Genomic DNA, 16,591 nt, shown 5'->3' with positions numbered 1-16,591 from the left:
ATATGAAAATTGTAATTATTGGCAACGGGATTTCTGGAATTACCACAGCCAGATATATTCGCAAACAAAGCGATCATGAAATCTTAGTAATTTCTGCAGAATCTGACCATTTTTTTTCCCGTACGGCGCTCATGTATATTTATATGGGACACATGAAATATGAGCACACCAAGCCCTATGAGGATTGGTTTTGGAGCAAAAATAGAATTGAACTTAAAAATGCTTATATCCAAAACATAGATTTTGACTCTAAAAAACTTTTTACTGTAAAAGGCGAAGAAATTAGTTACGATAAATTGGTGATTTCTACCGGATCGATAACTAATAAATTTGATTGGCCTGGGCAAGATTTAAAAGGTGTGCAAGGAATGGTAACCAAGCAAGATGTGGAGTTGATGGAAGAAAATACAATAGGTGTTACTGATGCAGTTGTTGTTGGTGGAGGTTTGATAGGGATAGAGATGGCAGAAATGCTACATTCAAGAAATATTCATGTTCATATTTTAGTTAGAGATAACGTTTATTGGGGAGGCATTTTACCCAAGCAGGAAGCAGAATTAGTGGGAAGGCATATTGCAGAACATAAAATGAATCTGATTACAAAATCAGAATTAAAAGAGATTATTGGTGATGAAAATGGAAAAGTTAAATCCATTATAACTAAAGATGGAAAAGAAATAAAATGTGGTTTTGTTGCATTAACTGCAGGTGTAAGTCCTAATATTTCTTTAGTAAAAGATTCTAAATTAGAAACAGATAGAGGGATTTTAGTGAATGATTATTTAGAAACTAATATTAAAGATGTTTATTCCTTAGGCGATTGTGCACAGTTTAGAAATCCTAAAGAAAACCATCCGCCGGTAGAGCAACTTTGGTATACAGGCAAAATGCAAGGAAGAGCTTTAGCCAACACCATTTGTGGCACTAAAACCAAATATGATAGAGGGATTTGGTTTAACTCCGCTAAATTTTTGGATATAGAATATCAGACTTATGGTATAATGCTGAAAGAACCTTTATCAGATGAGGATACCTTTTATTGGGAGCATAAGGATGGAAAAATTTCTATGAGAGCAAATTTTGACAAAGCTGATGGTGCTTTAAGAGGTTTCAACTTTTTTGGTATCAGGTTTAAACAAACTGTTGCCGATGATTGGATTAGAAATAAAAAAGATATAGGCTATTGTATCTCTAATCTTAATAAAGGATTTTTTGATCCGGAATTCTACAAAAGCTATCATAAAGATATAGTAGAACATTTTAATAAGGTTCAACCTCAATATCAAGTAAAAATCGCAAAAAAGAAATTTTTAGTTTTTTAATCTCATTAGTTTATAATAATTAAACATGAAAATTATCCGTAATATCGGTTTAACCATATTCTTAATCTGTTTTGCAGTTTTTCTTTCTTTACCATTTTTAGGGAAATATAAGTTAACCGAAAAAACGTTTACAGAGAATTTTTCTGACGTAAACCAACAAAAAGTTTTAAAACCAGCTTTGAAAGATGTTTTTGATAAAGAATACAATAGTAACGTAGCGTTCTTTAATGATTACAACAAAGCTTTTGATGATGCAAACAAGGATTTTAGAGACAAAAAAGAATGGGATAAAGTAATTAATGATAATAAAATTTTAGATATCACCAAGAGTAGTAGCATTGGTTTTGTTAAAGATAACAGCACTCTTTTGTTTATTATCTGCTTTTTAATTAGTGCATTAGGAGGAATTATGTATATGGTTCCAGCACTTTTTATTAAGCCAGTAGCTGGTATTAAAAACGATTATATTTTTAAAAGAGGAATTACAAGTCGTGGAATAATTGCTTTTTGTTTTGCTGCGTTTTTAATTATTTTTTACATCTTTCTTTATCAAAAACCAGCTTATTTAAGCAATTGGGTTTTATTAATGGATGGATTAAGTAATACTTTAACAGGAGGCAATTCGTCGCAATGGTTCTTATATGGATTTTTATATTGCCTGGTGATGTCTGTTATGAGTGTTAGAATGTACATAAAATACAGAAACAATAATTATCAATTATTAAGAACTACTTCGGTATTGTTTTTCCAGATAGCTTTTGCCTTCATGATTCCGAATATTTTAACAAATCTACAGTTACCATCTATGGATTTTAAAAATATTTGGCCCTTAGATTATACCTTCTTTTTTGATTATAGATTAACAGAATTAACATCAAACGGAATGTTAGGTTATTGGATGTTGGGCTGGGGTATATTTTTAATTATTGTTGGCGTACCAGTAATGGTTTATTTCTTCGGGAAAAGATGGTATTGCAGTTGGGTTTGTGGTTGCGGTGGATTAGCAGAAACTTTAGGAGATCCTTTTCGCCAACTATCAGATAAATCTTTAAAAGCCTGGAAATTTGAAAGGATTATTGTGCATAGCGTTTTAGTTTTTGCAGTTGTAATGACAATCGCTGTCTTATATACCTTTTTTACTGGTTCTCCGAAACTATTAGGAATAGATACTTATTCTATCCGTCAGACTTACTCATTTGGTATTGGATTTATGTTTGCCGGGGCAATAGGAACAGGTTTTTATCCAGTAATGGGAAGTAGGGTTTGGTGTAGATTTGGGTGCCCTTTAGCTGCATATTTAGGAATTGTTCAACGCTTTAAATCGAGATTTAGAATTACGACTAATGGAGCTCAATGTATTTCTTGCGGCAATTGCTCCACCTATTGCGAAATGGGAATTGATGTAAGAGCTTACGCACAAAATGGCGAAAATATTATTCGCTCTTCATGTGTTGGTTGTGGAATATGCGCAGCCGTTTGCCCAAGAGGAGTTTTAAAGTTAGAGAATTTAGCCGAAGAAGGAAGGTTTGATGCTTACATTAGACCAGAAGAAAAAGCATTTTAATGATAGATAATATATCTGAAAGGAATATTTATGTAATTATTCCGGCTTACAATGAAGAGAAATCTATAGCCAAAGTCATTAATGATATCCCAAAAAATTTAGTTAAGGAAATTATCGTTAGTAACAACAATTCTAAAGATAATACTGCTTTAGAAGCTAAAAATGCTGGTGCAACAGTAGTTAACGCAAGTGATGCTGGTTATGGAAATGCTTGTTTAAAAGGGATAGAATATTTAAAAAACAAAGTAAAACCACAAGATATCATTGTATTTATAGATGGCGATTATTCTGATTATCCAGAAGAAATAAAAGAAATTATCGCTCCTATCGAAAAAAACAAGGCTGATTTAGTAATTGGTTCAAGAGCTTTAGGAATCAAAGAAAAAGGTTCTATGACTTTGCCTCAAGAATTTGGGAATTGGTTAGCCACAAGATTAATTGATTTATTTTATAAGGTTAAATTTACCGATTTAGGCCCGTTTAGAGCAATAACTTGGGGCAATTTATCTGTTATAAATATGCAGGATAAAACTTACGGGTGGACAGTAGAGATGCAAATAAAAGCCGCTAAACTTAATTTACGTTGTGTAGAAGTACCTGTTAAATACAGAAAAAGAATTGGTGTAAGCAAGGTATCAGGAACTTTAAAAGGCGTAGTTTTGGCAGGATATAAAATAATCTGGATGATATTTAAAAACTTGTAATTTTGCAATTCTAAAATGATTTGGCAAATTACCATATTAGCACTTTATACACTTTCACTAAGTATTATATTTATATTTAGTATAGGGCAAGCATACCTTATTTTTTCTTATTTAAGATCAAAAAGAAAAACGGATGTCGTCCCTGTTATGCCTCCTATAATTCCATTTGTAACCGTACAACTTCCACTTTTTAATGAATTATATGTTGTAGAGCGATTAATAAAGTCTGTATGCACCCTCAATTATCCAAAAGATAAATTAGAAATTCAAGTTTTGGATGACTCTACAGATTTATCTTTAATTGAGACCGAAAATATCATCAATAAAATGAAAGTTTTAGGTTTTGATATTGTTCATATTAAAAGAGAAAAAAATACTGGTTTTAAAGCTGGGGCTTTACAATTCGGTTTAAATATTGCCAAAGGCGAGTTTATTGCAATTTTTGATGCCGATTTTCTGCCTGAAAAAGATTTTCTAAAAAAATTGATTCCCTATTTTAACCAACCAAATATAGGCATGGTTCAAAGCCGGTGGGGACATATCAATAATGATTATTCTTTATTAACTAAAATTCAAGCTTTTGGTTTAGATGGGCATTTTACAGTAGAGCAAACAGGGAGAAATAAAGCCAATTTGTTCATGAATTTTAACGGCACTGCAGGAATTTGGCGTAAACAGTGCATTACCGAAGCTGGTGGTTGGCAACATGACACGCTAACGGAAGATTTAGATTTGAGCTATAGAGCGCAATTAAAAGGATGGGAATTTACTTATGTAGAAAACGTAGTAACACCAGCTGAGTTACCTGTAGAATCTAATGCTTTGCGTTCTCAGCAACATCGTTGGACCAAAGGAGCTATTGAGACCTCTAAAAAAATGATTAAGGAAATTTGGAGGGCGGACGTTGGTTTAAAAAAGAAAATTTTTGGAACGTTACACCTCATGAACTCTTATGTGTTCATCTTTGTTTTTATTACCAGTATTTTAAGTGTTCCTGTTTTAGTGATTAAGAGTTATAATGAAATAAGCCCAACCTATTTTAATTTAATGACTTTTTTTCTATTAGGATTTATAATCATAACGGTGTTTTACATTGTTGCCAGCATCTCTAAAAAAGAAAATATAAAAACTTTTGCTAAACTATATCCTATGTTTTTATCGGTTTCTATGGCATTAAGTTTCCATAACTCTATGGCGGTTTTAGAAGGATTATTTGGCTTTAAATCAGATTTTATAAGGACACCAAAATTTAACATTACAGATTTAAAGCAAAATTTTGAAGAGAATATTTACGTAAAACGGATTTTACCAAAAGCATTTTTTTTAGAGTTTGCCTTATTTATTTATTTCGCTTTTGGCTTAATATCGGCGTTTTATTTTAAGGATTTTGCTTTATTTCCCTTTCACCTCATGCTTTTTTCAGGATTTGGGATTTTAACCTTTTACTCATTTAAGCATAGTCTTAAAAAAGTTTAGCAATTTGTTATTGCCAGGAGTATCAACGTCGAAATAATCTGTTTATAATTAATATGATTTTTCGCTATAACCTCAAATTAAATTCCTGTCCTTAAACCACACTTCATCAGGTTTGGCTACAAATTCATTCATTTTTTTAATGATGATTATTGGATCACTTTCATCAATTACCAAATCTCTATTTATTTGTTTCAAGAAACGTTGCTCAACCATTACATCCATTTGTTTAAACAGGAAATCGTAAAATCCACCAACATTTAAAACTCCAATTGCTTTTTTGTGTAAACCTAATTGAAGCCAGGTAAGTACCTCAAAAAATTCTTCTAATGTTCCAAAACCTCCTGGTAAAATTAAAAATCCATCAGATAAATCGGCCATTTTTTGCTTACGCTGATGCATGTTTTCAGTAACAATCATCTCGGTTAAACCTTTATGACCAACTTCTTTATCCATTAAAAATTGAGGGATAATACCAATAGCTTCTCCCCCATTTTTTAATATTGCATCTGCAATTAAACCCATTACACCAACGCTTCCTCCTCCAAAAATCAATTTTATATTATTATCGGCCATTTCTTTAGCTAATATTTCTACAGCTTGTTTAAGATGAGGGTCTCCGTTAAAATTAGAACCGCAATAAACACAAAGGGATTTAATCATTTATTTTATTATTAGGTTTAAAACATTCAAAATTATCTTGATAATCTGGTACTATTATAAAGGTTATGCCAATCCTGACGGTCTAATTCTATATCAAAAGCGGCAACTATATTTTTAATCCTGTCCTTATTTCTGGTACCAATTAATGGTAATGCACCAAGTTTTAAAAGCCAGGCAACCGCAACAGATTCTATATTAGTATTATATTTTTCTGCTAAAATATTTAATTTCTCCCTAATCACAACTTCAGATAAATCCATACCAGTAGCAATCCTACCTTCTGCTAATGGAGCCAACGCAAACGGACGCATATATTTTTGTTTCATATAATCTATCTGACCGTTTTCTAAAGCATTTGTATTTAGTAAATTCAGCTCGACATGATTGGTAACTATAGGCAATTTTAGATAGGATGAAAGCAATTGATGCTGAAAAACATTAAAATTACTTAACCCAACAGTTTTAATTTTACCCTCTTGTTTTAACTTTAATAGTTGTGCTGCTGTTTCTTCTAAATCTGCAATTGGATCTAAATTGTTCAATAAGAAAACATCCACATAATCTGTTTTTAAATTTTTTAACGACTGATGTAAACACTCATTAATATGCTTTGCAGATGAATCCAAATAGCGGGTTTTAATATTTGGCTTTGAGGAATGAGGTTCGCATAAACCGCATTTTGTAAATAAAACAAGGTCTTCTCTTTTTACAGAACTTCTTTGGATTAGCTTTCCAAACTCCTCTTCACAAGAATAATTGCCATAAATATCTGCGTGGTCAAAAGTATTTATGCCTAGATCAAAACAAAAATTAAAAATCTCTTCCATTTTTTGAGGAAGCTCAGTTCCTAAATCGTTCCATCGGTAAAAACCGTAAACAGCTGGTGAAACTTTTGGACCTGCATCACTTAAATATATTTTTTCCATTTAATTAATTATAAGGGTAATGAGTTATATACTGAATTTAGTATTTTATTTATTAATCTGTTAATTTAAATTTAAATCAGTAAATAATTTATGTAATTCTACTTTAGCAATCCATCAAAGGTTACGGCCACATAATATAATGCACCTAAAGTTGGTCCACCTGCATATTGAACATATTTAGTATTTAAAATATCCGTTCCGCCTGCTTTAATACTTGCTTTTGCTTGAGGTATTTTATAGGTGAATTGAGCATCAAAAGTATTGAATGCGTTCACTTCGCCGTTAACCAAAGGGCTTTCCCATAAAAAAGCATTTTGCCATTTCCAAACTAAGTTAAATCCTAGGTTTTTAGCAATTTCTCGATTACCAAATGAAAAATTTGTCGACCAATTTGGTGTATTAAATCCAGTTACAAAAACATCTTTTTGTTTATTTTCAGAAATAGCGTTATAGCTTATGCTTCCCGAAACGGTATATTTTTGATAGAAATTAAAGGTTAAGCCTAAAGATGAACCGTAATTATTGTACTTGTTTTTAGCATTTGTGTAAACACGATATCTTGTTTGCTGTCTATCTCGATTTGCCCTAATCATTGCATAAACAGCTTCATCAGAACCAACAGAAACTTGTTGACCAAAGTTGGTAGTGTAAGGAACGGAAACTTCTACCTGACCCAAAAAACCATCGTATTGGTTTAAATAAGCATCAAGATCTACCACTAATTTATTATCAAGCAATACGCTTTTGTAACCTGCTTCTAAAGAGTTGATACGCTCTGGTCTGGTTGCAGAAAGATTGGTAATCTCTAATAAATTTCTGTTTTTTAGCGCCGCTTGTTGTTGTGTTAGGCCAGAAGCCACATCTGCGTTTAAAGCTGCATTAAAAACATCACTTGATGCTAATGTGTAAGAATTGTCTAAATAATTTAAACCTTGGTTAATATATGATAACCCTCCAACCCTTCTCACATTTCCGTTATTTACAAAAGATAAGGCCTCAAATAATGCAGGGAATCTATAGCCATTTTGTACTGATAATCTAAAATTATGTTTTTCTGCAACTGTATAAACTGCTGCAATTCTTGGGTTAAATTTAGCTTGGAATTCTGGATTATAATCTAACCTTAAAGAGCCAAAAAGTTTCAATTTTTCCTCAAAAAAGGTTTTGGTAACCTGCGCAAATCCACCAAACTTTTTGTAGTAAACATTACTACCAAAAGTTCCATCGGCTAAAGGTGTATTTCTATCTGCTACAGGTCTAGAAAAATCAACAAAGTTATTCCCATCCGGGATAACTTCATAAATCCTGGCATCTCCACCAATTAATAAATCAAAATATTTTACTTTATCAGATAAATCCCACTGTGCATCAGTATGGTAAGTCCTACTCCTTTGACTTAATGCAGCACCACCTGTTGCTGGCGCACCTGTAATCACTGCTCCATTATCCCAATTATTAATACCAATGATGGTGTTTTTTAAATTATTAAAAGCTGGTGTTCCAGGTTCTACTCTACTTGCATCTGCAGCTGCTCTTCCTATTTTTAAGGCCTCTACCAACAAAGTTCCTGAGTTTAGCGCATTTTGTAATGCTGTTTTATATTTTGCCCCCCAAACGCTATTTGTACCTCCACTAGAAATTTCTAGATTATCTACTAAAGGCTTTATGTTATAAGAGTCTCCAGTATTTTCTATAGACACGTAAGATTTTACAAAATAATGAGTCCCTTTTAATTCTAGTTTATGGTTTTGAACGTTTACATTATCCATCTGGATTTTATTTCCTCGTTGAAAAAGACCATCTAATTTACCATAGCGATAGCTATAGGATAATTCTGCATTTTCATTAAAACGGTAGTGTAAAGCAGCATCAAATTTTATATTATCTACTTTAGGATTGGTAACATCTTTTTCCCAATATCCAGTTCGTCTCACTAAAATACTTTGATTTCCAGATCTCCCAGGAATGTTTAAACCACTCAACGTAACTGCATTGCTACCATTATCATCCCCATATTTATTCCATGCATCATAAGCAGGATTATCGGCATCTGCATTTAATTCAGGAAATTTTGGGTTTGCAGTATTTAAGCTATTAGGGTTTTGATTGGTAGTTGTGTTAGATAGCCAATCCGTTCCCCTCAAATAATCTACGTTAAATTTAAATGCTATTTTATTGTTAAATGCCTTAGCATACCTAACTGCGGTTTCTGTAAGAGCGCTTAAATCTCTACCAGTTCCACCACCAACATGGTTTAGTCCTGTTTTTTGATAAACACTAAGCCCTTGATAATAAAACGGACTTTTAGTCAATAAATTCGCCATTCCGTTTATGGCATTCATCCCATATAAAGCAGAAGCTGCTCCTGGTGTAATTTCTACGCTAGCGATATCGAGTTCTGTAGGGCCAATTGCATTTCCCAGTGGAACGCCTAAAGTTCCAGCTTGCATATCAACCCCATCCACTAATTGTACAAACCTAAAATTATTTGGAATGTTAAATCCACGTGTATTAGGCACTTTAAAAGTTAAACTTGATGTTGTCATCTGTACGCCTTTTACATTTTCCAGAGCATCATAAAAACTTGGAGCAGGGGATTCTCTTATTGCCCTAATGTCTAATTTTTCTATTGCCACTGGCGATTTTAAGATACTTTCTTCTACTCTAGAAGCAGTTACAACAACCTCTTGGCCCAATTGAGATTGAGTTATCAATGCGATTTTTAATTCAGAACCCGGTCCTTTAATTTCAAATTCTTGTGATTTGAACCCTAAGCTTGTTACTATCAAACTAAAAGGATAAACTGCTTTTGTACGCAATTGGAATTTACCATTTGCATCAGTTGAAGTTCCGTTCACTGTATTTTTAATGCTAACACTTGCTCCCGGCAACGGAAGCAGGTCTTCTTGATTGATGATTGTTCCGGAAATGATGATGAAATTGTTTCCTTGTGCTTTTGCACCCAAGGTTATTAGAATAATAAAAAGTGTAAAGTAAGCGTGTTTCATTTTTGATTTTTTAAGATTTTTAATGCTATTGATTTGCTTTTTTAGATTAATTGACATCAACAACATCGACCGCTTCTGTAAGATATTTCTGTTAAACGATGAGCAATTTTAAGTATCATATTTAAAGTCTACTAATTTAGTCGACAATAATACGAACATTATTTTATAATAAAATATAAAATCTACTGATTTAGTAGATTAATAAGAAATTTGTGTGTTTTATTTTGGTAATGTTCTCATAAACAGATTTTTAATTTGATTAAAAAATTATTAGATAAAAGATGCTATTTTTGATATCAAACGGATTATCATTTGATTACCAAAAAAACAAAATATGCCATCAAAGCTTTAATTGCCCTTGCGGGAAGTAAGGATAATAAGCCTATGTTAATTGCAGAAATTGCAAATCAAGAAAATTTACCAAAAAGATTTCTTGAATCTATTTTACTAGATTTAAAACGAGCCAAGGTTTTAAATAGTAAAATGGGTGCTGGCGGAGGTTATTTTTTGATGCAAAATTCAGATGAAATAAAAGTTTTAGAAATTATTAGAATTTTGGATGGCCCAATTGCTTTATATCCTTGTGTGAGTATAAATTTTTATCAACGGTGTGAAGAATGTAAAGATGAACTTACCTGTAGTATCAGAAAGATGATGCAAAAAGTGAGGGATGCTTCTATCGATATTTTAGGAAATACCAGTATTGCTGATTTGCTAAAAAAAGAAGTGGAAATGGAAAATGAAAATAATGAATAAGAGAATGAATGAATTTTAGAAGGATTAATTATTCTATCATCCACTCATTCCATAAATCAAAATTATTATCTACTGTAGTTCGGAGCTTCTTTAGTAATGGTAATATCATGAGGGTGAGATTCTCTTATTCCTGAAGCTGTAATTCTAACAAATTGAGCATTTTGTAGAGCATCAATATCTTTAGCACCGCAATAACCCATGCTTGCTTTTAACCCACCTAACAATTGGTGCATCACTTCAGCTAATGTTCCTTTGTAAGGTACTCGGCCAACAATTCCTTCCGGAACTAATTTTTTAATATCATCTTCTACATCCTGGAAATAACGGTCTTTAGAACCAGATTCCATCGCTTCAACAGAACCCATACCACGATAAGATTTAAATTTTCTTCCTTCGTAAATGATAGTCTCTCCCGGAGATTCTTCTACACCGGCAAATAAAGAACCTGCCATAATAGAACTTGCGCCTGCGGCAATTGCTTTTGCGATATCACCAGTATATTTTATGCCACCATCTGCGATAACCGGAACGCCTGTTCCCTGCAAACCTTTTGCAGCTTCATAAACAGCATATAATTGTGGAACTCCAACTCCAGCAATAATTCTTGTGGTACAAATAGAACCAGGTCCAATTCCAACTTTTACACCGTCAGCACCTGCATCTGCTAATGCTTTTGCGCCAGCGGCGGTTGCCACGTTTCCGGCAATTACCTGTAAATCTGGATATTTAGCTTTAACTGCAATCAATTGATTAATCACTCCTTTAGAATGTCCGTGAGCGGTATCAATAGCAATAACATCTACTCCTGCCTTAACCAAAGCATCTACCCTTTCCATCGTATCATGAGTTACACCAACGGCGCCTCCAACTCTTAATCTACCATGCTCATCTTTACAAGCTTGTGGAAAATTTTTGAATTTTTGAATATCCTTAAAAGTGATTAAACCACTTAGTTTTCCATGAGCATTTACAACCGGTAGTTTTTCGATTTTGTAATCTTGTAAAATTAATTCTGCTTGTGCTAAATCTGTTCCTTCTGGTGCAGTAATCAAATTTTCTGAAGTCATAACCTCAGAAATTTTTTGCGACATATTTTTTTGGAATCTTAAATCACGATTAGTAATTATCCCAACTAAAACATTGTCTTCAGAAACCACTGGAATACCTCCAATTCTATATTCCCTCATAATTTTAAAAGCATCGCCAACTAAAGCGTCTTTATGTAAAACTACGGGATCTTGAATCATTCCACTTTCAGAACGTTTAACTCTGCGTATTTCATCGGCTTGAGCCTGAATGCTCATGTTTTTATGAATCATGCCGATTCCACCGGCTTGGGCAATTGCAATCGCTAAATTAGAATCGGTAACGGTATCCATTGCTGCTGAAACAATAGGAACATTCAATTTTATTTTTTTGGTTAAATAACTGGAAGTATCTACTTCGCGGGGCAAAACTTCAGAATAAGCGGGTACTAAAAGTACATCGTCATAAGTTAAACCGTCGGCTAAAAATTTTGTGGGATCAAGTTGCATAGCAAATAAATTAGGGTACTCTATTTGCCGCACAAAGATAGATTTTTTTTGGTTTTATTTTGATTAAAGTTTGATAGAGATATTAAATGATTGTTAATTTTAAATATCATGTAACCTCAACATCCAGAAATATTAAATCCCTACCTTTACAACGCAAATTGCTCTATCGCTGTTCGCATTAATGCGGAGAGAGGAAAGTCCGGGCAACACAGGGTACCTTGCTTCCTAACGGGAAGGCGCTATTTATTGGCGACAGAAAGTGCTACAGAAAATAAACTACCGATAAGCAATTATCGGAAAAGGTGAAAATGTGAGGTAAGAGCTCACGACTTTGTATGGCGACATGCATCGTGGTAAACCTCAGGGGTTGAAAGACCAAATAAGTCTCGATTCTGGAGCGTCCCGTTCCAATTGTTTATTCAATATCGAGATGGGTAGGTCGTTAGATCATAATAGCAATGTTATGGCAAGATAAATGATAGAGACATACTGATTAATTCAGGATGACAGAACCCGGCTTACAAATTTGCATTTTTTAAGCATTTGAAAGTCTTGTAATTAATTACAGGACTTTTTTTGTTTTAAAAACCGTCTATATTTGTATACAATTTCAAACCTTAAACAAACTATGGCTAAAATTTTAATCATTGATGATGAACGAGCAATTAGGAATACATTACGTGAAATCTTAGAATATGAAGACTATAAAGTTGATGACATTGATAATGGAACTGATGGCTTAGAAATGATTAAAAATATCGGATACGATTTAGTATTGTGCGATATTAAAATGAATAGAATGGATGGAATGGAAGTTTTAACTTCTGCTCAACAAAGCCATCCGGATGTACCTTTTATCATGATATCTGGTCATGGGACGGTAGAAACTGCAATTGAAGCCTCTAAAAAAGGAGCATTCGATTTTATATCTAAACCACCTGATCTTAATAAACTTTTAATTACAGTACGTAACGCTTTAGAACGAAAAGTTTTAGTAACCGAGACCAAAGAACTTAAACAAAAGGTAAGTAAATTTAAAACTCGTGAAATTTTAGGTAATTCTAATGCAATACTTAAAGTTAAAGAAACGATTGACCGAGTTGCACCTACAGATGCCAGGGTATTAATTACTGGAGCTAATGGAAGTGGAAAAGAATTAGTTGCAAGATGGTTGCATGAAAAATCCAACCGGGCAAGTGGAACCTTAATTGAAGTTAACTGTGCTGCTATACCATCAGAATTGATAGAATCTGAGCTTTTTGGTCATGAAAAAGGATCATTCACATCTGCTATCAAACAAAGAATTGGAAAGTTTGAACAGGCTAGCGGTGGAACCATATTTTTAGATGAAATTGGAGATATGAGTTTATCGGCGCAAGCCAAAGTTTTAAGAGCATTACAGGAAAACAAAATTACACGTGTTGGTGGCGAAAAAGAAATTGAAGTAAATGTGAGGGTAATTGCTGCAACTAATAAAGATTTATTAAAGGAAATTGATGCAGGGAACTTTAGAATGGATTTATACCATCGCTTAAATGTTATACATATCCATGTTGCTCCTCTAATCGAAAGAAAAGATGATATTACGATGCTTTCTGAAACTTTTTGTGAGGAAATCTGTACGGATTATGGAATGCCAATAAAGAAAATTACCGCTGGTGCCCATGAAGCACTTAAAGCTTTGCCTTGGACAGGAAACATTAGAGAATTGCGTAACGTGATAGAGCGTTTGATAATTTTAAGTGAGAAAATAATTACTGAAGATGATGTAAGGGCATTTTCTAATCCAACTGGAAGTATTTATAATCCCACAAATCATATTGAGAATACAAATTCAGGCTTTGATTTTGATAATTTTTCTAAATTTCAAGATTTTAAAGACAATGCCGAAATGGAATTCATCAAATTTAAACTAGAAAAAAATAATTGGAACGTTTCTAAAACTGCTGAAGATATTGACATACAACGCAGTCATCTTTATAGTAAAATAGAAAAGTTTGGGTTAAAAAGAACCGAATAAATTCTTTAATTCGATAATCAAAAGCTCCAGCATTATTAAATTCAAACTTTTAATGCTGGAGCTTTCTTATTTAAATATAGATGCAAAACATAACTGATAAATTATTAATCAATTGGGATGATTTTTCTAAAATTGACATCAGAACCGGAACTATTATAAAAGCAGAAATATTTGAAGAAGTAAAAAATCCTGCAATTAAGCTTTGGATTGATTTCGGAGCGTTAGGCGTTAAAAAATCTTCTGCTCAAATCACAAAGTTTTATAAACCTGAAAGCTTAATAGGTAAACAAATAATTGCTGTTGTTAATTTCCCAATAAAACAGATCGCTAATTTTATGAGCGAGTGTTTAGTATTAGGTAGTGTTGATGATGATAAAAACGTAATATTATTAAGTTCTGATAGTTTAGTCAAAAACGGATTGAGGATAAGTTAAAAATCAGTTTTTATAAATTTTGATTTACATATTAATTGGCATGAGTTTAGCAATTCCAAGTAAAAAATAATAGAAAACCAAATATGGAGCAAGACAAATACTTTCCCAGAACCGCAAAAAGATCATTAGAATTATTAGGCTTATTTTTAATAGGATACATTTTTTATATAGGAAGTGGTATTATAATGCCTATACTAATGGCATTTTTTTTAAGTATGATGTTATTGCCTATTTTTAGGTTTTTCAGAAATAGGAAATTTCCAGAACCTATTGCTATCATCATTCCAATACTTGTATTCTTAGTATTTATCGCTTTGCTATTGTGGTTTTTCACTGCACAAATTCAAATTTTAATCGGAGATTTTCCACAGATTAAAGAAAACATGAATGTGCATTTAAATTCTCTCAGTAAATGGATAAACGGTTTTACAGATTACTCCACTAAAGAACAGATAGAAATAATTAAGGAACAAAGCAATAAGATTTTAACCAACACAGGCACTATATTATCTGGTGTAGCTGGCTCTATTTCTGGAGTGCTTATTTTTTTTGGTTTACTTCCGATTTATATCTATTTGATATTATTCTATAAAAACCTCATTTTAAAATTTATTATAATGTGGTTTGATAAGGCTCAAATCCCTAAGGTAGAAGACGGTTTGAGTGATATGGAAGAAATCATAAAAAGTTATTTGTTAGGGTTATTAATCCAAATAACTTACATCACAGTTTTATTAGGTGGCATTTTATGGATAATTGGAATTAAACATGCGTTACTTATTGGAGTTTTGTTTGCATTATTAAACTTAATACCCTACGTAGGTGCATTAATAGGAAACATAATGGGTGTGTTACTAACCATCAGTTCAACACAAGAAACCTGGCCAATATTTACAGTTTTGATCGTAATAGCAGTTGTTCAGTTTTTAGATAATAATATTTTAATGCCTCGTATTGTTGGTTCTAAAGTTAAGATTAATAGTTTGAGCGCCATTATTGGGATATTGCTCGGGGGTACATTTGCAGGCATATCAGGGATGTTTTTAGCACTGCCCATTATTGCAGTCCTCAAGATTATATTCGATAGAGCAGAAGGATTTGAGAAGTGGGGGGTATTACTTGGAGATGAACGTCCTGATGGAAATCCAATGGGAATAAAAAATATGGCTGAAAAAACTGAAAAAGGCGTAAGCGGATAATATTTTATTATCATATGTTTAAATGGAAAAACTCATACTGAGTTTTTCCATTTTTTTTGATTGTGGATTTATTCACCTACCCAATCAATTCCCTTTTTTAATAGAGAATTCGTTTTAGCCTCTAAGCTTTGTGGATTATCCTTATAATCATAGACCCAAGAAGCCATAGGTGGCATGCTCATTAAAATTGATTCTATTCTTCCATCGGTTTCTAAACCGAATTTTGTACCAGAGTCATAAACTAAATTAAACTCAGCATAACGGCTTCTACGTTGATATTGCCATTGCTTTTCTTCTAAAGTGAAATGTTTCTCTCTGTTTTCTTTTACCAATTCTGCATAGATTGGTAGAAAAGAATTACCTATTGCTTTAGAGAACTCAAATATTTGTTGCCATGATATTTCGGTATTAATCGGTGTAAGCCTATCATAAAAAATACCACCAATTCCACGGGTTTCATTTCTATGTTTGATGAAAAAATAATCATCGGCCCATTTTTTAAATTTTGGGTAAAAATCTAAACTGTAATTATTACAGGTGTTTCTTAAATGCTGATGAAAAAATCTGGCATCTTTTTCAATTACATAATGTGGGGTTACATCAATTCCACCCCCAAACCATTGCATAGTTTCATCTCCGGTTTGCATCTCAAAATAACGGATATTCATATGAATTATGGGTACCCATGGATTGTGAGGATGTAAAACTATTGAAACACCTGTAGCAAAAAAATCTTCTTCATCTGTTTTAAAAGCCTTTTTGATAGTTTCTGGCAATTTTCCGTAGACGGCAGAAAAATTAACTCCACCCTTTTCTATCAAAGCTCCATTTTGTATTACTTTGCTTCTACCGCCACCACCGCCTGGACGTTCCCAATTTTCTTCCTCAAACAAAGCTCCACCATCTAAGGCTGTTAATCCTTGTACTATACTAGATTGTATATTTTGATAAGCATCAGAAATTTCTTCTTTATTGATCATTAGCAAA

General features: G+C 32.8%; 13 protein-coding genes and 1 other RNA gene. 9 read left to right on the top strand and 5 right to left on the bottom strand.

The window, feature by feature from the left end:
* Window positions 1-2: 2 nt before the first annotated feature.
* The 4 genes from A5893_RS08320 to A5893_RS08305 are packed head-to-tail and all read left to right on the top strand — an operon-like array spanning window position 3 to window position 5,066.
* On the top strand, window positions 3-1,322 hold the full coding sequence (locus A5893_RS08320; RefSeq protein ID WP_068822066.1) for an NAD(P)/FAD-dependent oxidoreductase: 1,320 nt from the start codon (window positions 3-5) through the stop codon (window positions 1,320-1,322).
* Between the two features lie 25 nt (window positions 1,323-1,347).
* A complete protein-coding gene (locus A5893_RS08315) occupies window positions 1,348-2,886 on the top strand; it encodes a 4Fe-4S binding protein (RefSeq protein ID WP_068822065.1) in 1,539 nt (512 codons plus the stop codon).
* Window positions 2,886-3,590, top strand: a complete 705-nt coding sequence (locus A5893_RS08310; protein ID WP_068822064.1) for a glycosyltransferase family 2 protein — start codon at window positions 2,886-2,888, stop codon at window positions 3,588-3,590. Before A5893_RS08315 ends, A5893_RS08310 begins: the two co-directional genes overlap by 1 nt.
* A gap of 15 nt (window positions 3,591-3,605) precedes the next feature.
* On the top strand, window positions 3,606-5,066 hold the full coding sequence (locus A5893_RS08305; RefSeq protein ID WP_068822063.1) for a cellulose synthase family protein: 1,461 nt from the start codon (window positions 3,606-3,608) through the stop codon (window positions 5,064-5,066).
* A gap of 72 nt (window positions 5,067-5,138) precedes the next feature.
* Here the strand turns inward: A5893_RS08305 and A5893_RS08300 are convergent, their stop codons facing one another.
* The 3 genes from A5893_RS08300 to A5893_RS08290 form a co-directional block, all read right to left on the bottom strand.
* Complete coding sequence (locus tag A5893_RS08300) at window positions 5,139-5,726, bottom strand: LOG family protein (RefSeq protein ID WP_068822062.1); 588 nt, start codon at window positions 5,724-5,726, stop codon at window positions 5,139-5,141.
* A 32-nt stretch (window positions 5,727-5,758) separates the two neighbouring features.
* Window positions 5,759-6,652: an aldo/keto reductase gene (locus A5893_RS08295; RefSeq protein WP_068822061.1), complete on the bottom strand. Its 894-nt coding sequence runs from the start codon at window positions 6,650-6,652 to the stop codon at window positions 5,759-5,761.
* A 98-nt stretch (window positions 6,653-6,750) separates the two neighbouring features.
* A complete protein-coding gene (locus A5893_RS08290) occupies window positions 6,751-9,660 on the bottom strand; it encodes a TonB-dependent receptor (RefSeq protein WP_068822127.1) in 2,910 nt (969 codons plus the stop codon).
* Between the two features lie 312 nt (window positions 9,661-9,972).
* Here A5893_RS08290 and A5893_RS08285 point away from each other — a divergent pair, with 312 nt between their 5' ends.
* The gene (locus tag A5893_RS08285) at window positions 9,973-10,416 is read left to right on the top strand and encodes an RrF2 family transcriptional regulator (protein WP_068822060.1); all 444 of its coding nucleotides are present in this window, start codon (window positions 9,973-9,975) and stop codon (window positions 10,414-10,416) included.
* A 65-nt stretch (window positions 10,417-10,481) separates the two neighbouring features.
* On the opposite strand, the gene guaB is transcribed toward A5893_RS08285, so the two are convergent.
* The gene (gene guaB / locus A5893_RS08280; RefSeq protein WP_068822059.1) at window positions 10,482-11,951 is read right to left on the bottom strand and encodes an IMP dehydrogenase; all 1,470 of its coding nucleotides are present in this window, start codon (window positions 11,949-11,951) and stop codon (window positions 10,482-10,484) included.
* Window positions 11,952-12,101: 150 nt separating this feature from the next.
* Here guaB and rnpB point away from each other — a divergent pair.
* From rnpB to A5893_RS08260, 4 genes are all read left to right on the top strand, one after another.
* Window positions 12,102-12,488: RNase P RNA component class A (gene rnpB / locus A5893_RS08275), an RNA gene on the top strand.
* Between the two features lie 91 nt (window positions 12,489-12,579).
* Complete coding sequence (locus tag A5893_RS08270; RefSeq protein WP_068822058.1) at window positions 12,580-13,971, top strand: sigma-54-dependent transcriptional regulator; 1,392 nt, start codon at window positions 12,580-12,582, stop codon at window positions 13,969-13,971.
* An 80-nt stretch (window positions 13,972-14,051) separates the two neighbouring features.
* Complete coding sequence (locus A5893_RS08265) at window positions 14,052-14,405, top strand: tRNA-binding protein (protein ID WP_068822057.1); 354 nt, start codon at window positions 14,052-14,054, stop codon at window positions 14,403-14,405.
* Window positions 14,406-14,488: 83 nt separating this feature from the next.
* A complete protein-coding gene (locus A5893_RS08260) occupies window positions 14,489-15,604 on the top strand; it encodes an AI-2E family transporter (protein ID WP_068822056.1) in 1,116 nt (371 codons plus the stop codon).
* Between the two features lie 68 nt (window positions 15,605-15,672).
* Here the strand turns inward: A5893_RS08260 and hemF are convergent, their stop codons facing one another.
* The gene (gene hemF / locus A5893_RS08255; protein ID WP_068822055.1) at window positions 15,673-16,584 is read right to left on the bottom strand and encodes an oxygen-dependent coproporphyrinogen oxidase; all 912 of its coding nucleotides are present in this window, start codon (window positions 16,582-16,584) and stop codon (window positions 15,673-15,675) included.
* Window positions 16,585-16,591: the final 7 nt, after the last annotated feature.

It is taken from the genome of Pedobacter psychrophilus (assembly GCF_001652725.1).
Classification (GTDB): domain Bacteria; phylum Bacteroidota; class Bacteroidia; order Sphingobacteriales; family Sphingobacteriaceae; genus Pseudopedobacter; species Pseudopedobacter psychrophilus.
This window is presented reverse-complemented; position numbering and strand designations above follow the sequence as displayed.

What these genes read in the sequence shown, in the direction of transcription:
- A5893_RS08320 (WP_068822066.1), top strand. Translation starts at nt 3, where the DNA reads ATGAAAATTGTAATTATTGGCAACGGGATTTCTGGAATTACCACAGCC.
- A5893_RS08265 (WP_068822057.1), top strand. Translation starts at nt 14,052, where the DNA reads ATGCAAAACATAACTGATAAATTATTAATCAATTGGGATGATTTTTCT.
- A5893_RS08260 (WP_068822056.1), top strand. Translation starts at nt 14,489, where the DNA reads ATGGAGCAAGACAAATACTTTCCCAGAACCGCAAAAAGATCATTAGAA.
- guaB (WP_068822059.1), bottom strand. Translation starts at nt 11,951, where the DNA reads ATGCAACTTGATCCCACAAAATTTTTAGCCGACGGTTTAACTTATGAC.
- A5893_RS08305 (WP_068822063.1), top strand. Translation starts at nt 3,606, where the DNA reads ATGATTTGGCAAATTACCATATTAGCACTTTATACACTTTCACTAAGT.
- A5893_RS08290 (WP_068822127.1), bottom strand. Translation starts at nt 9,660, where the DNA reads ATGAAACACGCTTACTTTACACTTTTTATTATTCTAATAACCTTGGGT.
- A5893_RS08310 (WP_068822064.1), top strand. Translation starts at nt 2,886, where the DNA reads ATGATAGATAATATATCTGAAAGGAATATTTATGTAATTATTCCGGCT.
- hemF (WP_068822055.1), bottom strand. Translation starts at nt 16,584, where the DNA reads ATGATCAATAAAGAAGAAATTTCTGATGCTTATCAAAATATACAATCT.
- A5893_RS08300 (WP_068822062.1), bottom strand. Translation starts at nt 5,726, where the DNA reads ATGATTAAATCCCTTTGTGTTTATTGCGGTTCTAATTTTAACGGAGAC.
- A5893_RS08315 (WP_068822065.1), top strand. Translation starts at nt 1,348, where the DNA reads ATGAAAATTATCCGTAATATCGGTTTAACCATATTCTTAATCTGTTTT.
- A5893_RS08295 (WP_068822061.1), bottom strand. Translation starts at nt 6,652, where the DNA reads ATGGAAAAAATATATTTAAGTGATGCAGGTCCAAAAGTTTCACCAGCT.
- A5893_RS08270 (WP_068822058.1), top strand. Translation starts at nt 12,580, where the DNA reads ATGGCTAAAATTTTAATCATTGATGATGAACGAGCAATTAGGAATACA.